General features: G+C 31.8%; 21 protein-coding genes and 2 tRNA genes. 10 read left to right on the forward strand and 13 right to left on the reverse strand.

Annotated elements, in window-relative coordinates; translation table 11 throughout:
- Nucleotides 1-57 precede the first annotated feature (57 nt).
- Complete coding sequence (locus N534_RS0110290; protein WP_028892413.1) at nucleotides 58-1,212, forward strand: fibronectin type III domain-containing protein; 1,155 nt, start codon at nucleotides 58-60, stop codon at nucleotides 1,210-1,212.
- A 118-nt stretch (nucleotides 1,213-1,330) separates the two neighbouring features.
- Here the strand turns inward: N534_RS0110290 and N534_RS0110295 are convergent.
- From N534_RS0110295 to trxA, 4 genes are all read right to left on the reverse strand, one after another.
- Nucleotides 1,331-1,404: transfer RNA gene (locus N534_RS0110295), tRNA-Asp, on the reverse strand.
- 42 nt (nucleotides 1,405-1,446) lie between these two features.
- Nucleotides 1,447-1,520: transfer RNA gene (locus N534_RS0110300), tRNA-Asp, on the reverse strand.
- 54 nt (nucleotides 1,521-1,574) lie between these two features.
- Complete coding sequence (locus N534_RS0110305) at nucleotides 1,575-2,495, reverse strand: DUF58 domain-containing protein (protein WP_028892414.1); 921 nt, start codon at nucleotides 2,493-2,495, stop codon at nucleotides 1,575-1,577.
- Between the two features lie 78 nt (nucleotides 2,496-2,573).
- A complete protein-coding gene (gene trxA, locus N534_RS0110310) occupies nucleotides 2,574-2,891 on the reverse strand; it encodes a thioredoxin (protein ID WP_028892415.1) in 318 nt (105 codons plus the stop codon).
- Nucleotides 2,892-3,211: 320 nt separating this feature from the next.
- Between trxA and metK the strand changes: the two genes are divergently transcribed.
- On the forward strand, nucleotides 3,212-4,465 hold the full coding sequence (metK, locus tag N534_RS0110315) for a methionine adenosyltransferase (RefSeq protein ID WP_028892416.1): 1,254 nt from the start codon (nucleotides 3,212-3,214) through the stop codon (nucleotides 4,463-4,465).
- A gap of 57 nt (nucleotides 4,466-4,522) precedes the next feature.
- Here metK and sppA read toward each other — a convergent pair whose 3' ends face one another.
- Nucleotides 4,523-6,277 carry a signal peptide peptidase SppA gene (gene sppA, locus N534_RS0110320; protein ID WP_028892417.1) on the reverse strand — a complete coding sequence of 585 codons (1,755 nt, stop codon included), beginning with the start codon at nucleotides 6,275-6,277 and terminating at the stop codon, nucleotides 4,523-4,525.
- Nucleotides 6,278-6,339: 62 nt separating this feature from the next.
- Nucleotides 6,340-6,771: a DUF6146 family protein gene (locus N534_RS0110325; protein WP_028892418.1), complete on the reverse strand. Its 432-nt coding sequence runs from the start codon at nucleotides 6,769-6,771 to the stop codon at nucleotides 6,340-6,342.
- 100 nt (nucleotides 6,772-6,871) lie between these two features.
- Between N534_RS0110325 and N534_RS0110330 the strand changes: the two genes are divergently transcribed.
- Together N534_RS0110330 and N534_RS0110335 are read left to right on the forward strand one after the other, a co-directional pair.
- A complete protein-coding gene (locus N534_RS0110330; protein WP_028892419.1) occupies nucleotides 6,872-7,432 on the forward strand; it encodes a DNA-3-methyladenine glycosylase I in 561 nt (186 codons plus the stop codon).
- A gap of 47 nt (nucleotides 7,433-7,479) precedes the next feature.
- Nucleotides 7,480-9,513 (forward strand): dihydrofolate reductase, encoded by a 2,034-nt coding sequence (locus N534_RS0110335; protein WP_028892420.1) that lies wholly within the window; start codon nucleotides 7,480-7,482, stop codon nucleotides 9,511-9,513.
- Between the two features lie 81 nt (nucleotides 9,514-9,594).
- On the opposite strand, the gene N534_RS0110340 is transcribed toward N534_RS0110335, so the two are convergent.
- Nucleotides 9,595-9,807 (reverse strand): hypothetical protein, encoded by a 213-nt coding sequence (locus tag N534_RS0110340; RefSeq protein ID WP_231517319.1) that lies wholly within the window; start codon nucleotides 9,805-9,807, stop codon nucleotides 9,595-9,597.
- 39 nt (nucleotides 9,808-9,846) lie between these two features.
- Between N534_RS0110340 and N534_RS0110345 the strand changes: the two genes are divergently transcribed.
- Both N534_RS0110345 and N534_RS0110350 read left to right on the forward strand, forming a co-directional pair.
- The gene (locus N534_RS0110345; protein WP_028892422.1) at nucleotides 9,847-10,578 is read left to right on the forward strand and encodes an SDR family NAD(P)-dependent oxidoreductase; all 732 of its coding nucleotides are present in this window, start codon (nucleotides 9,847-9,849) and stop codon (nucleotides 10,576-10,578) included.
- A gap of 27 nt (nucleotides 10,579-10,605) precedes the next feature.
- Nucleotides 10,606-10,992 carry a nucleoside triphosphate pyrophosphohydrolase family protein gene (locus N534_RS0110350; protein WP_028892423.1) on the forward strand — a complete coding sequence of 129 codons (387 nt, stop codon included), beginning with the start codon at nucleotides 10,606-10,608 and terminating at the stop codon, nucleotides 10,990-10,992.
- Nucleotides 10,993-11,037: 45 nt separating this feature from the next.
- Here N534_RS0110350 and N534_RS14705 read toward each other — a convergent pair whose 3' ends face one another.
- Together N534_RS14705 and N534_RS0110360 are read right to left on the reverse strand one after the other, a co-directional pair.
- A complete protein-coding gene (locus N534_RS14705) occupies nucleotides 11,038-12,051 on the reverse strand; it encodes a TlpA disulfide reductase family protein (protein WP_051435900.1) in 1,014 nt (337 codons plus the stop codon).
- 67 nt (nucleotides 12,052-12,118) lie between these two features.
- On the reverse strand, nucleotides 12,119-13,168 hold the full coding sequence (locus N534_RS0110360; protein ID WP_028892424.1) for a branched-chain amino acid aminotransferase: 1,050 nt from the start codon (nucleotides 13,166-13,168) through the stop codon (nucleotides 12,119-12,121).
- A gap of 119 nt (nucleotides 13,169-13,287) precedes the next feature.
- Between N534_RS0110360 and N534_RS0110365 the strand changes: the two genes are divergently transcribed.
- The 4 genes from N534_RS0110365 (at nucleotide 13,288) to N534_RS0110385 (ending at nucleotide 15,776) form a co-directional block, all read left to right on the forward strand.
- A complete protein-coding gene (locus tag N534_RS0110365) occupies nucleotides 13,288-13,800 on the forward strand; it encodes a DUF4920 domain-containing protein (protein WP_028892425.1) in 513 nt (170 codons plus the stop codon).
- On the forward strand, nucleotides 13,800-14,219 hold the full coding sequence (locus N534_RS0110370; RefSeq protein ID WP_028892426.1) for a hypothetical protein: 420 nt from the start codon (nucleotides 13,800-13,802) through the stop codon (nucleotides 14,217-14,219). Before N534_RS0110365 ends, N534_RS0110370 begins: the two co-directional genes overlap by 1 nt.
- Nucleotides 14,220-14,226: 7 nt before the next feature.
- Nucleotides 14,227-14,886, forward strand: coding sequence for a tRNA (5-methylaminomethyl-2-thiouridine)(34)-methyltransferase MnmD (mnmD, locus tag N534_RS0110375; protein ID WP_028892427.1), 660 nt, complete (start codon nucleotides 14,227-14,229; stop codon nucleotides 14,884-14,886).
- Between the two features lie 170 nt (nucleotides 14,887-15,056).
- Nucleotides 15,057-15,776 carry a tRNA1(Val) (adenine(37)-N6)-methyltransferase gene (locus tag N534_RS0110385; RefSeq protein WP_028892428.1) on the forward strand — a complete coding sequence of 240 codons (720 nt, stop codon included), beginning with the start codon at nucleotides 15,057-15,059 and terminating at the stop codon, nucleotides 15,774-15,776.
- A 15-nt stretch (nucleotides 15,777-15,791) separates the two neighbouring features.
- Here N534_RS0110385 and N534_RS0110390 read toward each other — a convergent pair whose 3' ends face one another.
- The 4 genes from N534_RS0110390 to N534_RS0110405 form a co-directional block, all read right to left on the reverse strand.
- Nucleotides 15,792-16,547 (reverse strand): DJ-1/PfpI family protein, encoded by a 756-nt coding sequence (locus N534_RS0110390; RefSeq protein ID WP_028892429.1) that lies wholly within the window; start codon nucleotides 16,545-16,547, stop codon nucleotides 15,792-15,794.
- A gap of 7 nt (nucleotides 16,548-16,554) precedes the next feature.
- A complete protein-coding gene (locus N534_RS0110395) occupies nucleotides 16,555-17,829 on the reverse strand; it encodes an NAD(P)/FAD-dependent oxidoreductase (RefSeq protein WP_028892430.1) in 1,275 nt (424 codons plus the stop codon).
- A gap of 72 nt (nucleotides 17,830-17,901) precedes the next feature.
- On the reverse strand, nucleotides 17,902-18,480 hold the full coding sequence (locus tag N534_RS0110400) for a Crp/Fnr family transcriptional regulator (RefSeq protein ID WP_028892431.1): 579 nt from the start codon (nucleotides 18,478-18,480) through the stop codon (nucleotides 17,902-17,904).
- 70 nt (nucleotides 18,481-18,550) lie between these two features.
- Nucleotides 18,551-19,024 (reverse strand): hypothetical protein, encoded by a 474-nt coding sequence (locus N534_RS0110405; RefSeq protein ID WP_028892432.1) that lies wholly within the window; start codon nucleotides 19,022-19,024, stop codon nucleotides 18,551-18,553.
- Nucleotides 19,025-19,029 lie beyond the last annotated feature (5 nt).

A 19,029-nucleotide genomic window follows, 5' to 3' on the forward strand; every position in this document is an offset into this window, starting at 1 on the left:
ATCTGTTAATAAAAACATATGTTTGCGCCAATATTAATTTAAAAAATTTAAATAGTTATGAAAAAAATCTTATTTTTTTTTGTGTTTGTAAACCTTTTGATGTCTTGTTCTTCAGATAATGAAGAGGAGTTAAACTTACCTCCGTCTAGTTTTGAGTTGATGGTATCTCAAGTCACTGATGTTTCAGCAGAGCTTAATTGGGGTGTTTCAGAAGACCCTGAAGGTAAAACAGTAGTGTATAGTGTTAGTTTGAATGGTGAGATGATAGCTAAAAACTTAAATGAGAATTCATTAAGTTTAACAGAGTTAGTTGGAAGTACAGAGTATAAAGTTGTGGTAGTGGCAACTGATGATCATAATAATTCAATAGAAATTGAAAAGTTATTCACGACATCAATAACTAACTTAGCTCCGGAGAGTTTTGAGGTTTTTATTGATAATATAACTAATAAAACAGCTAAGGTATCATGGAAAGAATCATTAGATCCAAATGGGGATGCTGTAACTTATGATGTATATTTAAATGGAAACATAATAGCTACTGATTTAGATGTGTTAAGTTACTTGTTAGAAGGACTTGAGTCAACTACTTCGTATACTGTAAAAATAGTGTCTAAAGATGCAGAATTAGCGACAGAGGTAGAGAAAATGTTTGAAACAACAGGTAATCCACCTGCAGATTTCAATATTGAAATAGATAATATTAGTGAATCAGGTGCATTGGTGAATTGGGATGATGCAGTAGATCCTGATGGTGATAATGTGTTTTATGATATTTATGTTAATGGAGAAGAAGTAGCCACTGGTTGGACCAATAGTATTTATGGTTTAACATCGCTGTCTTCAAATACTGAATATATTGTAAAGATTGTTGCTAGAGATACAAATGGAGCTACTACAATTAATACTGTTACATTTAGAACAGCGTCAGTTGATAGTTCATTTGTTGTTCTTAGTGCAGATGTATATAAAGATCAATATGTAGGATATATTGTTGTGTTAAAATTAACTGACTCATTCGCTGTAAGTTCTGTTACAATTGATAATACGACTTTTGATGATTTTTTTGCAGCTGCACCAGATGTTCTTAATTTTGGAATTACAGAAGAACAATACAATGAATTCTCAGCTTCTGCAGAAAATAAGGGGAGCTTAAAGTATTCTAGTGGAGGTAAAGAGCTAAATTACGAATTTACTTATAATGTTAAGTAAGTAAAGAATAATATTAATTTATATAAGAGGAAAGGTTTAAGCCTTTCCTCTTTTTATTTTTATAGAAATCAAATAGTAAGTAAAAGAAAAAAGCTCCTCAAAATTGAGAAGCTTTTCGCGGTCTGGACGGGACTCGAACCCGCGACCCCATGCGTGACAGGCATGTATTCTAACCAGCTGAACTACCAGACCGTTGCTTGAAGCAATATGTTATTTGTTTTAGAGAAACTTTAGCGGTCTGGACGGGACTCGAACCCGCGACCCCATGCGTGACAGGCATGTATTCTAACCAGCTGAACTACCAGACCGTTGCTCTAAGCGGATGCAAATATATAACCTTTTTTTAAATAAAAAAGAGTTATTTATAAAAAATTCTGTCTACTGATAAGATAAGCGATAAGTACTTTATCATAACCCTCATTTATATCTACAGGAATATAATCTATTTTATATTGTAAGCATTTGTTTCTTAGGTTTTTGAAAAAAGAGTTGCTTAATTCTTGATATTTTTGCTGTACATTTTCAGCGTATAAATTTATTTCATCACCAGTTTCAACATCTATAAATTTTTTTGGTGTATTGCCAAAATCAAACAAAAATTCTGTCTTTTTATCGTGTGTATGAAACAAGACTACCTCATGTTTGTTAAATTTTAGGTGTCGTAAAGCATCGAAAAGCTCTTCTTCATTTTTACTAGTCTGAAACATATCTGTAAATAAGAAAATTAAAGATCGCCTATGAATCTTTTCAGCTATTTCATGCAAGTATTGGTAGGTTTCTGTAGAAGAGGTAGATTCAGACGACAGTAATTGCTCTAATTGGTGTAATAACATCTTGCGATGTCGCTCACTTCCTTTTTCAGGAGTATAATATTCATAAGTGTCAGAATATATACTTAATCCAACAGCATCTCGTTGTCGTTTTAAAATGTCCATTAAAGAAGCAGCTGCTACTGTTGAAAAACCAATTTTGTTTAACTTATCTATAGATTGGTTTTTACTTATAGGGTAATGCATAGAAGCAGAGTTGTCGATAATTATATGACATCTAAGGTTGGTTTCCTCTTCGTATTTTTTGGTGTAAAGCTTTTCTGTCTTAGCAAATAACTTCCAGTCAATATGGCGAGTACTTTCACCTTTGTTATAGAGTTTGTGTTCAGAAAATTCAACTGAAAATCCATGAAACGGACTTTTGTGCATACCTGTAATAAAACCTTCGACTACTTGTTTAGCCAGTAATTCGAGGTTTTTTAGTTCAGAAGTCGTGTTTTTAAGATCAATCATATAATTTCGAAGATAAAAAAAAGGTTTAGCAATTGCTAAACCTTTTCTATAATATCAAATTAAAATACTATTTATATATTATAAAGCAGCATCAATTTTATCTGTATATGCTTTTTTAGGAGCGGCACCTACTTGTTTGTCAACAACTTCACCATTCTTAAAAATTAATACAGTAGGGATGTTTCTTACACCATATTTAGCAGCAAACTCTTGATTTGCGTCTACATCTACTTTACCAACAACAGCTTTACCGTCATATTCATTACTAATTTCATCAACGATAGGAGATACCATTCTACAAGGTCCACACCAAGCTGCCCAAAAGTCTACTAATACCGGTTTGTCAGATTTTAATACTACTTCTTCGAAAGAAGCATCTGTAATTTCTAATGCCATTTTATATATGTTTTATCTAAGTTATTATCTTACTTTGTACAGCACAAAAGTAAGCAAATATTTTTCCAATGCAATTTTACAAAAATTACTTTTTATTATCATAGTATCAATACTTTCTATTTTTTAAAGCTTAGTTTGTTTTTATGTGTGTAAAATAATCTATAACTTTGCACCAATATTTATTTGAGGAAAAATTTGACTGATTGCAACCTCAATGAACAATAGTTCAGAATAAAAATGCTAAAGCAGTAATTTTCTACTCCTTTTAGCGACTCAGCAATCCAAGTTTTTTCTTTTAGTTAATTTAAAAAGAAGTTTTTATGTCATATTTTTTTACTTCGGAAAGTGTTTCTGAAGGACATCCAGATAAAGTAGCAGATCAAATTTCTGACGCTTTAATAGATAATTTTTTAGCATTTGACCCAGAATCTAAGGTTGCTTGTGAAACTTTAGTAACAACAGGTCAGGTTGTATTGGCTGGAGAGGTAAAGTCATCAACCTATTTAGATGTTCAAAAAATAGCTCGTGAAGTAATCAATAAAATTGGTTATACCAAGGGAGAATATATGTTTGATGGAAATTCTTGTGGGGTTTTATCAGCAATTCACGAACAATCAGATGATATCAACCGTGGGGTGGATAGAGCTTCTAAAGAAGAGCAAGGAGCAGGAGACCAAGGTATGATGTTTGGATATGCAACTAACGAAACAGAGCATTATATGCCGTTAGCGTTAGATTTATCACATATAATTTTAAAGGAATTAGCAGTGATACGTAGAGAAAATAAAGAAATTACTTATTTACGTCCAGATGCTAAAAGTCAGGTAACAATTGAATATTCTGATGATAATGTACCACAACGTATCGAGGCTATCGTAGTATCTACTCAACATGATGATTTTGCTGATGACGAAACAATGTTAGCAAAAATTAGAAAAGATATTGTTGAAATTTTAATCCCTAGAGTTAAAGCACAACTTACTCCTGAAATTCAAGCGTTGTTTAATGATGATATTAAATATCATATTAATCCAACAGGAAAGTTTGTAATAGGTGGGCCTCATGGAGATACTGGATTAACAGGTCGTAAGATTATTGTTGATACTTATGGAGGAAAAGGAGCACATGGAGGTGGAGCATTTTCAGGAAAAGATCCAAGTAAGGTAGATCGTTCTGCAGCGTATGCAACCCGTCATATTGCAAAGAATTTAGTGGCGGCTGGAGTTGCTGATGAAGTATTAGTACAAGTATCGTATGCAATTGGAGTAGTGGAGCCAATGGGAATTTTTGTAGATACTTACGGAACATCAAAAGTTGGTTTAACTGATGGAGAGATTGCTCAAAAAGTTTCTGAAATTTTTGATATGCGTCCACACGCAATTGAAGATCGTTTAAAATTAAGAAACCCAATGTATAGTGAAACTGCTGCTTACGGACATATGGGGCGTACAAATGAAGTAGTTTCTAAAACATTTACACAACCTAACGGTGAAAGCATTACATTAGATGTAGAGTTGTTTACTTGGGAGAAATTAGATTATGTATCTAAAGTAAAAGAAAGTTTCGGTTTGTAAGAATCGTCAACTATTAAAACTAAAAAAGCCTCGACATTGTCGAGGCTTTTTTTATGATTACTTCACTTGAAATATAAAAGGGATTCTAGCTTGAATTCCTTTTAGGTTTTTCATTTTATGAATGTTGTTGTATAGCTGATAATTTTCATCACCCATTGTTTCTTTTAAGATTTCTTCTTTAGAAGCTTTCATAAAAGGATTCATTTGTAAAGCATCTTTTAAGTCAGTTTTGTAGTGAGGATAATTACGAACTCTATAGTTTTCAACTTCAGCTAATTCAGCTGCTGCTTTAATAGCGTCTTCTAATCCTCCTAATTGATCAACTAAGCCTTTTTCAATAGCTTCTTTACCTGTCCAAACTCTACCTTGCGCAATTTCGTTTACTTGCTCAAAAGTCATGTTACGTCCTGCTGAAACACGATTAACGAAAGTAGTGTAGATTTGCTCAACTCCTTCTTTAGTTACATCGTAGAACTTCTGATTCATTGGTTCAAAAACACTGTAAGAAGCACTATTGTTAGTTGATACTTGTTCTGCATTGATACCAATATTATCAGCAAACTGACTAAAGTTAGGAATCGCACCAAAAACACCAATAGATCCTGTAATAGTTGTTGGTTCAGCTATGATTTTATCAGCATTACAAGCAATGTAGTATCCACCAGAAGCGGCTAAGTTACCCATAGAAACCACCAAAGGCTTTTCTTTCTTGGTTAATTCCAACTCACGCCAAATTAATTCAGAAGCTAAAGCACTACCTCCAGGAGAGTTTACGCGAAGTACAATAGCTTTTACTTTATCATCTTTTCTAGCTTTTTTAATAGCTTTATTAATAATTCCTTGTCCAATATAATGTTCGTTTCCTTCTCCATAGATGATATCACCTTGTGCGTAAATCACCGCGATTTTATCTTTAGCTGTATAAGAAATTCTTCCTTTTCCTGAGTTGATGTAGTCTTCGATAGAAATAGTATTTACTTTTTCATCAGATCCTAACGCTAGTTTTTCTTGATATTCATCTTCGTAAATAGAAGCGTCAATAAGTTTGTTTTTTAATGCTATTTCAGCACTTCTTCCGTTAGAATTGTCAGCAATACTATTTAATTCTTCAATTGAAATGTTTCTGCTGTTGCTAATATCTTCAGTAATTTCTGACCAAATTGATTTTAAAAAAGAGGTAGTTTGCTCGCGATTTGCATCACTCATTTTGTTTTCTAAAAATGGTTCAACGGCACTTTTATATTTACCGTGACGAACAACTTCCATTTTAATACCATATTTATCTTCAAAATCTTTGAAGTATAAAATTTCAGTAGATAAACCTCTAAAATCGATAGCGCCTACTGGGTTTAAGAATAAACTATCGGCAACAGAACTTAAGTAATAGTTTTTTTGAGTGTAAATGTCATTATAAGCATAAATGAATTTACCACTCTCTTTAAATTCTTTCAGCTTTTTTCTAATAGCTTGTGTTTGTGCAATGCCAGCATTAACAAAGGTTGTTTTTATGCTAATTCCTTTAATTTTATCGTCAGTTTTAGCATTTTCAATAGCGTTAATGATTGTGTTTAAGCTGCTTTCTTTCTTTTTGTTGTTGTATTCAGCTAATACTTTTTCGAGAGGATTGTTTGAATCAGGAGCATAATCTTTTATAGGGTTTGATAAATCTAATTCTAAAACCGAGTTTGATTTAACTACAATTTGCTCTTCGGCCCCGACAATAGAAGCTACTGCAAAAAAGAAAACGAACAGTAAAAAAAGGGCAATAAAAAAGCCAAGAACTGAGGCTAACAGATTTCTTAAAAATTTCATGTTATTGGGTTGATTTTTTGAGCAAATATACAGTTTTTACAAAGATGCTTTTAAAGTTAAAATTACCTGCTAAATCTAGTTGATCCAGCACCTAAGCTCATCTTGTATTTACGTTGAGCAAACTCAAAATAATTGAATAGTTTGTAGTTTACTTCGTAACCATAATCTATATGCAGACTGTAATCAATTACGTTTTCATAAATATTAGGATTGAATTGTAATGGATTTTGTGCTCTATAATTCCAATTTATAACATACAAACGATTTTTATTTTCTAAATAGGTTTGCGAATAATACCCTTCAGGTTTGGCTATACTGTTTAAATAAGTAGTAAAACCTGGGTCTATAATAATGATTTCGTATTCTAAACTGTCATTAGCAATAACAACAGGTTCTTCATTAGTGTTTGAAGTGTTCTTTATAGGGGAAGGACCACAAGACCATAACATAATTCCTATGATACTAAGAGCTAAAATATGTTGTAATGTTTTCATAATCAATAGAGTTTAGTAACTATAAAATTGCAAAAATTATTCCGAAATTCATTGATTTTTAACTTGTTTAACAGTAATTTTCAGCATTAAATAAAAGAATATGAAGCAAAGATGTTTTTGGGTAGGAAATGACCCTTTATATATTGAATACCACGATACAGAATGGGGAGTTCCTGTTTATGACGACGAGAAATTGTTTGAGTTTTTAATTTTAGAAACCTTTCAAGCAGGATTGAGTTGGATAACTGTTCTTAAAAAAAGAGAAAATTTTAGAAAAGCCTTAGATGATTTTAATTATCAGAAAATTGCAAAATATGATGAAGAAAAGTATGAAGAGTTATTACAAAATGAAGGTATTATCAGAAATAAACTAAAGATAAAAGCTACAATTACCAATGCTCAATTGTTTATGAAAGTGCAAGATGAATTTGGAACATTTTCTAAATATATTTGGAGTTTTGTTGATGGAGAACCCATAAAAAATTCATTTGAAAAACGAGAAGAAGTACCAGCAACAACAGAGCTTTCTGACGCGATTTCAAAAGATTTAAAAAAGCGTGGATTTAAATTTGTAGGATCCACAGTAATTTATGCACATATGCAGGCTACAGGTATGGTTAATGATCACACAACCGATTGCTTCAGATACCATGAAGTTTAATTTTCGTAATTTTAGCCTTCCAAAAAATAAACTAAATATTATTATAAATGAAACTAAAACAAATGCTTTGTGCAGTTGTTGCAGCTGGAGTGTTAACTTCATGCGGAACAGAAGCCAAAAAAGAGCCTAAAGTAGCTGAAAAAAAAGCAAAAGAATTTGAATATGTTGTAGAGCAATTTGCTGATATAAAAGTACTACGTTACCAAATTCCTGGTTTTGATGAGTTAACGCTTAAAGAAAAAAAGTTGGTGTATTATTTAACACAAGCTGGTTTATCTGGACGTGATATTATGTGGGATCAAAACTACCGTCATAATCTTGAAATTAGAGTAGCTTTAGAAAACATCAATAATAACTTTAAAGGAGATAAAGAGAGCGAAGATTTTAAAGCGTTTACAACTTATTTAAAAAGAGTATGGTTTTCAAACGGAATTCACCATCATTACTCTAACGATAAGTTAAAACCTACATTTTCTAAAGAATATTTAGAAACGTTATTAAAAGAAACTAATACTGAGTTATCTGCTGAAGCATTAGACGTTATTTTCAATGATAAAGATGTTAAAAAAGTAAACAAAAAAGCAGGAGTAGATAATGTATTAGCATCAGCAGTAAATTTTTACGGAGCTGATATTACCAGTAAAGATGTAGAAGATTTTTATGCGAAAGCTGATAAAGGACCAAAAGATCAACCAATTGAGGCTGGATTAAATTCGAAATTAGTTCGTGAAGATGGAAAGCTAGTTGAAAAAGTATGGAAGTCTGGTGGAATGTACGGACAAGCAATCGATAAAATTATTTATTGGTTAGAAAAAGCTAAAGAAGTAGCAGAAAACGAAAAGCAAGCCAAAACATTAGAGTTGTTAATCGAATACTATAAAACAGGAGATTTACATACTTGGGATGAATATGCAATTGCTTGGGTAGAATCTACAGAAGGAAATATTGATTGGATTAATGGTTTTATTGAAGTTTATAATGATCCTAAAGGGTACAGAGGTTCGTACGAAACAATCGTACAAATCAAAGACTTTGATATGTCTAAAAAAATGAAAGTATTATCAGACAATGCACAGTGGTTTGAAGATAATTCTCCGTTAGATCCAAGTCACAAAAAGAAAGATGTTGTAGGAGTATCATATAAAACAGTAAATGTTGCAGGTGAAGCAGGAGATGCGTCGCCAAGTACTCCAATTGGAGTGAATTTACCAAACAATAACTGGATTCGTCAACAACACGGTTCTAAATCAGTATCGTTAGGAAATATTATAGGTTCATATAACAATGCTGGAGGAACTGGACGTTTAAAAGAATTTGCTAATGATCAAGAAGAAATTGATTTAGAGATCAAATATGGTAAGTTAGCGGATAAATTACACACAGCATTACATGAGGTAATCGGACATGCTTCAGGTGTAATTAATGATGGAATTGGCCAACCAAAAGAAACGTTAAAGAACTATGCTTCTACTATGGAAGAGGGTAGAGCAGATTTGGTTGGGCTGTATTATTTAATGGATCCTAAATTACAAGAATTAGGATTAGTTGATGACTGGCAAAAAGTTGGTAAAGCTGCTTATGACGGGTATATCAGAAATGGATTAATGACTCAGTTAATCAGAATTAACTTAGGAGATGATATTGAAGAAGACCACATGGTAAACCGTCAATGGGTTTCAGCTTGGGCTTTTGAACAAGGAGCAAAAGATAATGTAATTGAAAAAGTTACCAGAGATGGTAAGACATATTATAATATCAACGATTATGAGAAGCTTCGTGAGATTTTTGGACGTTTATTAAAAGAAGCGCAAAGAATTAAATCAGAAGGAGATTTTGAAGCGGCAAAAGCATTAGTAGAAGGTTACGGAGTAAAAGTAGATCAAAATATTCATAAAGAAGTTTTAGATCGTAATGCACAGTTTACATCTGCTCCTTACAACGGATTTGTAAATCCAGTATTAGAGCCAGTAATGGATGCTGAAGGAAATATCACCGATATTAAGATCAAGCAACCAGAAACGTTTGAAGAACAAATGAATTTCTACGCTAAAAACTATAATTTCTTACCAGTAAAAAACTAAGAAGTTAAAAGTTTAAATAATAAAAACCGATTCTGAAAAGAATCGGTTTTTTGTTTTATAATGAAACCTTAAGCGGTTGTGTTATTTCGTTAATAGTTTAGATAAAAACAACAGCGCAATAACTACTGCTATTCCTATAGCTACATATAAAGCACCGTTTTGGTAGTGTTTTTTATTGTTTTTAGCATCCTTTTTATAGCTGAAGTACATCAAAACGATAAAAGCTATTACAAATAAACTTGCAAAAATGATTCTGCCCGTAGTAAACATTTTAGCAGCAATAAGTATAAACATAAAATTGTATTTTTAGCAAAGTTAAAGAATGATTTTAGAATGAAAAAAACTAAAACAGCAATTATTTTTGGAGGCACTTCAGGTATTGGTAAGAGTTTAGCAGAAATCTTAATAAAAGATAATTATATAGTTGCAGTTACTGGTAGAAGAATAGAAAAGCTTGAAGAGTTAAAGAATACTTATCCGAATCAGGTAATTATAAAGCAGAATGATATTCAGCAAGTAGATGAGGTTGAAAAAGTGTTTAATGAAATGGTGAATGAGCTAGGAGAAGTTCATTTGGTAATACAATCTTCAGGAGTTGGTTTTGTAAACCCAAAGTTAGATTGGGATAAACAAGAACAAACTATAAAAACAAATGTTTTAGGAGTAACAAAGTTGTATGCTTTGGCATATAAACAGTTTAAAAAACAAGGTTTTGGACATTTGGTAGGAATTTCATCTATAGCATCCATTAGAGGAAATAGAGCTGCACCAGATTACTTCTCTTCTAAAGCGTATCAAAAAGCATATTTAGAGAGCTTGTATATCAAAACAAAATCCATCAAAACAAAAAAAGTTTTTATTACAGATATTCGTCCAGGATTTGTAGATACAGCAATGGCGTTGGGTGATGGCATTTTTTGGATGGTACCTGTAGAAAAAGCTACGCAGCAAATATATTCAGCAATAAAACGAAAAAAACGTGTTGCATATATATCAAAAAGATGGAGACTTATTGCTTGGGTACTAAAAATTGTACCAGCAAGGATTTTAAAAGTAGCAACATAAACTAATATATAAAACAGATTAATTACAATGAAAAAACGAATTGAAGCAGTACATGAATTTCATTCAGCATTTGGGTTAGGAATAAAAAATGAGCCAACAGCGAACATTGGAGAAGAACGAAACTTACTTCGTTTTAATTTAATGAAAGAAGAAAATGAAGAGTATTTAGAGGCTGCTCAAAATAATGATTTGGTTGAGGTAGCAGATGCTTTAGGAGATATGCTGTATATTTTATGTGGAACTATAATTGAACATGGAATGCAACATAAAATAGAAGAAGTATTCAATGAAATTCAACGAAGTAATATGAGCAAGTTAGGAGAAGATGGTAAGCCAATTTATCGTGAAGATGGAAAAGTATTGAAAGGACCTAATTACTTTAAGCCAAATATTAAAGAAATTTTAGATAAATAAAAAAGCTCCTCTTTTGAGAAGCTTTTTTATATTTTGTTTTTCTGTTTATTTACCCATAATTCGTTCTAATTCTGAGGTTAAGGTTTTTACATTATTAACCATTTTAATAATAATACCGTTAGAGTCAACAATTAAATGTGTAGGATATTGCTTAACTTTTAGTTTTTTTGCCATGTAATCCTTTTGTTCAGGAATAGTAGGGTATTTAAACTCTTTAGTTTCTAAAAATTCAACTAATTCGTCTTTTTTATCAAAAGCTAAACTAACAAACTCAATCTTTTCATCTTTGTATTTGTCTACCAACTCGTTTAATTTAGGAAATTCTTCTACACATACTTTACAAGTAATAAACCAACATTTAATTACTAGTAGTTTGCCTTTTGTGTCAGCCTTGTTGTGTGTTTTACCTTTTAAATCAACAAAATTATAATCAGGAAGTTTTTTCCCTTCCATTTTAAAATATTGATGAGCTATAGCAGCTTTACTAGTAATAGACTTCTTTATTTTTTCATCAGAAGTATCATTGATATTTGTCAGTTGGTATTGTGTTTTTCCTTCTTTTACAGATTTAACAGGAATAAAAGCGCCAGTACGTAATAATGTTAGGAAAATACCTTTTTCAATAGTAGCTCCTTTTTCATCTAGAGGAGTAAAAGTAGCCATCAAATCAATATTGTCTTTTGTATAGGCTTCCCAATTATCAAAACTCTTTTGAATATCATTAGAATCATAAGAAGCTGAAGTAATTGTTTCAACTTCCATAGCTTCTCCTTCTCCCCCTTCATCTTCTTCTCTGTTTTCTTGAGTGTCCTCTTCAGGAATTGTTTCTTCGACAGAAGGAGTTTCCTCATTAGTATCCGTGCTAATTTCTTGTTGCGTATCTTCTGTATCAGTTGTTTCTTCCTCTTCAGGAAGTTGAGTTTCTTCTTGGGTGTCTACGGTTTCGTTTATAGCGAAAATAGGTTTACCCGATATAGAGTTCGAGTAACTTTGTAAACCAAAAAAAGAAATAGCAAAACCAATTCCTATAGATAATAATGCTGGTACTATATTTCTCATTTTATTTAGATTTTTCTATTCAAAAATTGAATATTATCCACTAATATAGCTTTTTTTAATGAAAAAACTAAATTTTCACCCTCCAGTTGTGCTTGTCTTCCAGTTTGTTATATTGAATTCCAAGTAGTTTTTCTTTGAAAAAAGTAGCATATGAATCTTCCATGTCTGGTAACTCAAAAGTTTCATCTTGGTGTTTAAAACCTTTAATTGGGTTTATTACTGCAGCTGTACCAGAACCAAAAATTTCTTTTAATTCTCCTTTTCTTGCAGCCTCTTTTATTTCAGAAACCGATACTCTTCGTACCTCTATATCAATATTATAATCGTTAGCAAGTTGAATGATTGATTTACGAGTAACACCATCTAAAATACGATCGTTTGTTGGTGCGGTAATAAGTTTGTTACCAATTCTAAAGAACACATTCATAGTACCTGCTTCTTCAAGATATTCGTGTGTGTTAGCATCTGTCCAAACAATTTGTTGGTATCCTTCTTTATGAGCTAAACTAGTTGGGTAAAACTGTGCAGCGTAGTTACCTGCTGCTTTTGCAAATCCAACACCACCATCGGCAGAGCGACTATATTTTTCAGCAAAAAGAACACGAACTTCTCCAGCATAGTATGATTGTGCAGGTGAACAGATGATGATGAATTTGTATTCTTCAGCAGGAGAAGCAGAAATAGCTCCTTCAGAAGCAATAATAAAAGGACGGATGTATAACGAGTTTCCAAATCCTTTTTTAATCCAAGCACCGTCAATTTCTAATAATTTTTTTAGCCCTTCCATAAATACATTCTCAGGTACAGGAGGCATTGCTAAGCGTTCTCCAGATTTATTAATTCTGTGAAAGTTTTCATCAGGGCGAAATAAAAAAACATCATCGTTATCATCTTTATAAGCTTTCATTCCTTCAAAAACAGCTTGTCCATAATGAAAAACTCTTGCCGAAGGTTCAAAAGTCATTGGTCCGTAAGGCATAATTTTAGGAGTTTTCCACTCACCATCTTTAAAATCACAAACTAACATATGGTCAGAAAAAACACGACCAAACGCTAAGTTGTTAAAATCTACTTTATCTATTTTCGATTCTTGTATAAGCTCAATATCAATATTCATTGTGTGTTGTTTTTAGAAGTGCTACGAAGATACAAAATCTAGTGGTATGTTCTAGAGTGGCTTATTGTTTGAAGAAATAATAAGTATATTTGTTGAGTATTAATTTTAAAATTTTGAAAATGAAAAGACTACTAGTTGTTGCTATGGTTTTAAGTGTGGCGCTTAGTTCGTGTAAAGTTGAAAAGAAAGAAGAGAAATCTGCTACAAATACTACTGAAGTGCAGAAAATAGAATACGCATCTTTCGGAGAAAAGATTACAGATGCTGATGCAATTTCTGCAGATGAAATGCGAGCAAAATTCAAAAACCTTAAAGCAGGAGATACTTTAAATGTAAAATTTGCATCTACAATAAACGAAGTATGTAAGAAAAAAGGTTGTTGGATGAAGTTAGACTTAGGAGAAGAGCAAGAATCTATGGTACGCTTCAAAGATTACGGATTTTTTATGCCATTAAATGCAGATGCAAAAGAAGTAGTAGTAAACGGTAAGGCTTATGTAACTGAAATTTCAGTAGATGAATTACAACATTATGCTAAAGATGCTGGAAAATCAGAAGAAGAAATAGCTCAAATTACTGAACCAAAATACACATATGCTTTTGAAGCAGATGGAGTGTTAATGAAAAAGTAATGAAGAACGTTTTAGAATTGTTATGTATAGCTTTATTTCTTTTTTCTTGTAAAAAAGAAATAAAGCAACCCAAAGAAGAACTAATTATGTATCAATCTTCAGAAATGGCAGCTTTAATGAATGCTATGTATGAAGGTAATATGACAGTTAAGAATAAGATTTTAGAAGGAGATAGCATAGGGAATTTCCCTGATATTTACCTCAATATTCATGATGCAGTTTTAACTGACCCTGCAGATAGAAATGCTAGTTTTGAGGCTTTTTCAAAATTGTATATACAAAATATGCAACAGGTATACAGCGGTTCACAAGATTCACTAAAGCAAAACTTTAATCAAGCAATAAATAGTTGTATTGCCTGTCATGAAACTACTTGTAGAGGACCTATACCTAGAATTAAAAAATTATTAATTAAATAATTTAGTAATTAAAAGAGAAATAATTATAACGTCCGATGGTTCTACAACCATTCACTTACCTGAATGGAATGAACAATATCATTCTAAACACGGTGCGATACAAGAAGCATATCATGTATTTATTAGAAACGGCTTGAAGTATGTTGATCAAGAGAAAATTTCAATTTTAGAAATTGGTTTTGGTACTGGTCTTAATTGTTTTATCACGTTATTGGAAGCAAGAAAAGATATTGATTATGTAGGAGTAGAGGCATATCCTGTAGCTAAAGAAGAAGTTGGAAAGCTAAATTACGTAGCAGAATTAGAGGCTGAAGAGAAGCAAGAATTATTTAATAAAATACATGAAGTTTCTTGGGAAGCAAAGCATGCTATTACTAATAATTTTTCGCTAACAAAGCGCAAGCAATTTTTTTCTGAAATTACAGATGAAAATCAATTTGATTTGATTTATTTTGACGCCTTTGGAGCAAGGGTGCAGCCAGATTTGTGGACAGAAGATATTTTTCGAATTATGTTTTCGGCTCTAAAAGCTGAGGGAGTATTAGTAACCTATTCAGCAAAAGGAAGTGTACGACGTGCAATGCAAGCGGTAGGGTTTGATGTAGAACGTTTACCAGGACCACCAGGAAAAAGAGAAATGCTTCGAGCAACGAAAGTTAGAAAGTAATATTTTTATAATTAGTGTAGAAATTAGAAAACAAACAAATGGAGTTTAAAAGACGTTTTGGTAATAGAAAAAAAGGAAATCCTAAAAGAGGATTGTTTCTAGTAATCTTATTAATTATAGTATTGTACTTGTTTTTCAATGCAGAAAATATTCTAAGTAGATTTTTATAAATGAAGCCATTTCAATTTAAGGAGTTTACAGTACATCAAGATAAAACAGCGATGAAAATTGGTACCGATGCTGTATTGTTAGGAGCGTGGTGTAATTTAGGAGATTATCCAGATACAATGCTAGATGTTGGCTCTGGTACAGGAGTTATTTCTTTGATGTTAGCACAACGTAGTGATGCCATGACGATTGATGCGGTAGAGGTTGATGAAAATGCCTATGAGCAAACCGTTGAAAATTTTGAACAATCAGATTGGGGAGATCGTCTCTTTTGTTATAATGCTTCTTTTGTAGAGTTTGCAGAAGAAATGGCAGAAGAGGAAGAACAATATGATGTTATTGTATCCAACCCACCATTTTATACAGATAACTACGAAACAGAAGATGTAGCGAGAAATAAAGCTCGATTCACGAGTTCGTTGTCTTTTGAAGACTTATTAAAAGGAGTGAGTAAAATATTGTCCGAAAACGGAAGGTTTTCAACAATTATACCATTCAAAGAGCAAGAAAACTTTGTAGAGCTAGCTAAAAAGTATGATTTATATCTAAACAGAGTTTGTCGTGTAAAAGGAACACCTGATACAGAGGTAAAAAGAAGTTTATTAGAATTATCTTTTGTAGAAACTTCAATTAAAGAAGAAGAGTTGATAATAGAAACAAAAAGGCACCAGTATACTGATGCCTATATTAATCTTACAAAAGATTTTTATTTGAAAATGTAAGCTTTAAAGGAAGTGTTATTTTTTCCAGTTTTTAAGTCTATCAAGGTATAAATAGCTTTCAACAAATTTTCTGTGTTCAGTATTTGTCATAATTTCGAGTAGTTCTAACGCCGAAATATAACTTGCTAAATTTCCGTTTGAAGATAAAAATTTACCATCTTTTATAAAAGTTACCAAGCTGTCGTTTTGAACTTTTAAATTAGGGTAATCTTTTTGTAGTTGCTCACCACCACCAATCCATGTTACAATTTTATGACCATCAGCTATACCAGATTTACCTATTAAATTAGCACCAGCACAATTACTAACAGTGTATTGGGTCTCTTGATTTTTTGTTTTTATAAAATCTACTACTTTATTGTTGTGTACTTGTGCGTACATATCGTAAGCACTTGGTACAAATAGAGCTGTTAATTTAGGGCAATCATCAAAAGTATAGTCAGGAACAAAATGCATTCCTTCTTCGGTGGTAATTGGTTTAGCTGTTTCAGCTATAGTAACTACATTAAAAAGTTGTTTACCTTTTTTATCTACTTTACCAAAAACATCTGACGTTGCTATAACTTCTCCTTGTAAAACCCCGTTAAACATTAAAAGTCCAATAGTTGGTAAATCAGGGTTAAATGGTTTTAGGTGTTTAGTTAGTGTATCAGATGGAGATATAACATTTTCAACTTCGTCAGTTTTTTTGTTGGTTTTCGATTTTTCTGAATTACAGCTAACAGTAATAATTGTAAAAATCAGTAGCGAGATAAGACTTAAATTTTTCATGCGTATTTTATTTAGTACCTCTTTGAGTAGGCTTAATAATCATTCTAAAATATTGGTCTTTGTATATGTAGTAGCCTAACCAGTTGTATAGAGTTCTTACTTTGTTTTTAAAGTTTACAAGCCCCATAATGTGTACAAAAATCCAAATTAACCAAGCAACAAAACCTTTTAAAGATTGTTTTTGTCCAGGGAAGTCAAGTACAGCTTTGTTTCTTCCAATAATAGCCAAAGATCCTTTGTCGTTGTACTGGAAAGTTTTCCAGTTATCATCTTTTCTATTAAGGTTTTTAGCTAAGTTTTTTGCCTGCTGTAATGCTGGTTGCGCTAATTGTGGGTGTCCGTTAGGATAGTTTTTATCACCTAAAATTAAGGCGCAGTCACCTAAAGCATAGATGTTATCGTATGTGTCTACTAGATTAAATTGATTTGTTTTCAATCTTCTACCAGGACCAAAGCTTTCTTTTGAAAAACCGTCGAATGTCTTTGCAGATACACCGGCCGCCCAAATAAGGTTTTTGGTTTCTATTTTTTCTCCGTTTGATAAATACACGGTTTCGCCATCAAAGTCATTAACCATTGTATTCATTGTTAGTTTAACACCTAGTTCACTTAATTTTTTAGAGGTGTACTCTTGTGCTTTTTTAGACATAGGAGCTAAAACAGAGCTTTGACCATCGATAAGGTGTATTTCACCAAAGTCATTTTTGTCTAGTTCAGGGTAATCTTTTATGATAATAGAAGTTTTAATTTCTGATAAAATTCCTGAAAGTTCAACCCCAGTGGGTCCAGCTCCTGCAATTACAAAAGTTAAACACTTTTTCCTCTCTTCTGGATTGTGGATTCTAGTAGCACGATCAAATCGAGTTAAAATTACATTTCTAAGAGATAAGGCATCACTAATTGTTTTCATTGGTAAACTGTACTTTTCAATGTTTTTGTTTCCAAAAAAATTACTTTCTGTACCAGTGGCCATTACTAAGATGTCATATTCAATTTCTCCATTACTTACGACTATTTTGTTTTCTTCTGGAACAACTTTTTCAAGGGTACCGAGTCGAAAACGGGCGTTTTTAAATTTTCTTAAAATTTTTCTGAATGGATAGCTAATTGCAGATGGCTCCATAAAACCTGTGGATACTTGGTAGATTAAAGGAGGAAAGAAATTGTAGTTGTTACTATCTACTAGAATAATCTGATAATTTTTTGAATTTCCTAATCCTTTTATAAGTTCTAATCCAGCAAAACCGCCGCCAACAACGACGATTTTTTTCATATTTTTCATAATGCTATTATGCCCTTAAATTAATATAAGTACAAAGGTAGTTAAGAAGAATTCAGTAAAAAATAAACTAGCTTAAGAAAAACGATTCTTTTTAATCTCACTTAAGTATTCTGGGGTTAATCCTAAAAAACTAGCTAAAGAATATTGAGGTACTCGTTGCACAAATTCAGGAAACTCTTCTTGAAACCTAAAGTACATTTCTTCTTTAGAGTAACTGTTTATATATTTTAACCGCATTAAAGAAGCACCATAAGCAGTTTCGTAAATATTTCTAAAATAAATATTTAATGAAGGGAAAGTATTGAGTAGTTCTTGGTATTTAGCGTAAGAAATTGATAATACATTAGAATGTTCTACGGCTTCTATTATGAAATTAGATTCTTTTTGATTTTGAAAAGCTAAAAAATCTGTTAACCACCAGTTTTCTAAAGCAAACTGAGTTGTTTTTTTGTAGCCTAAATCATCAATAAAATATAACTGTAAACAACCTTTTGTAACAAAAAATAGCTTGTTACAAGGTTTATTTGTGGTTAATAAAGTTTCTTTTTTCTTGTAGGATTGACAGTCAAAAAAAGAAAGTACTTTAGTTAATTCTTCTTCTGAAAGATCGGTGTAGTTTTTTATATGATTTTTTAAAATGCTTTCAGCCATATCCTAGTGTAGTATTTAAGGGTAAAAATACTAACTTTTAAGGTAGGTTTTTCTATGATTTAAGTTGTTGTTATTGTTGTTGTGTAAGGTTTATTGATAGCCATTTTTGCAAATATTCTACCTCTCCTTTAGTACCTATTCCTTTCATTTCGATTAAATCTCCATTTTTTTTATAAATAGTAAGTAAGGAATCTTTATGTGATTTAGCGCCGGATCTAATAATTGTGTTGAGAAGGAAAATGGTTAAAGAGAACTTGCTTGGGATAAATCGAATACCACTAATTTCAGAATAGCGAATATATTGTTTTGAAGCTGATATTTTAAGAAGGTTTGAATGGGATATTTCAATTCCTCTACTGTCAGCCGTAATTGTATAGGCTTCATCATTTACAAGTAATTGAAAGGATATTATAAGTATACAAATACCATAAATACTTGGGTTGTCATAAAAGTTGAAAACTAAATAAGATATGATAACTAAACCTATTGTTCTTGAAATTACTCTGCTGATAGAACCTTCTTTGATTTCAATTTTTTTATCCATGCCAA

The organism is Tenacibaculum sp. 47A_GOM-205m, from assembly GCF_000518405.1.
Taxonomy (GTDB): Bacteria; Bacteroidota; Bacteroidia; order Flavobacteriales; family Flavobacteriaceae; genus Polaribacter; species Polaribacter lutimaris.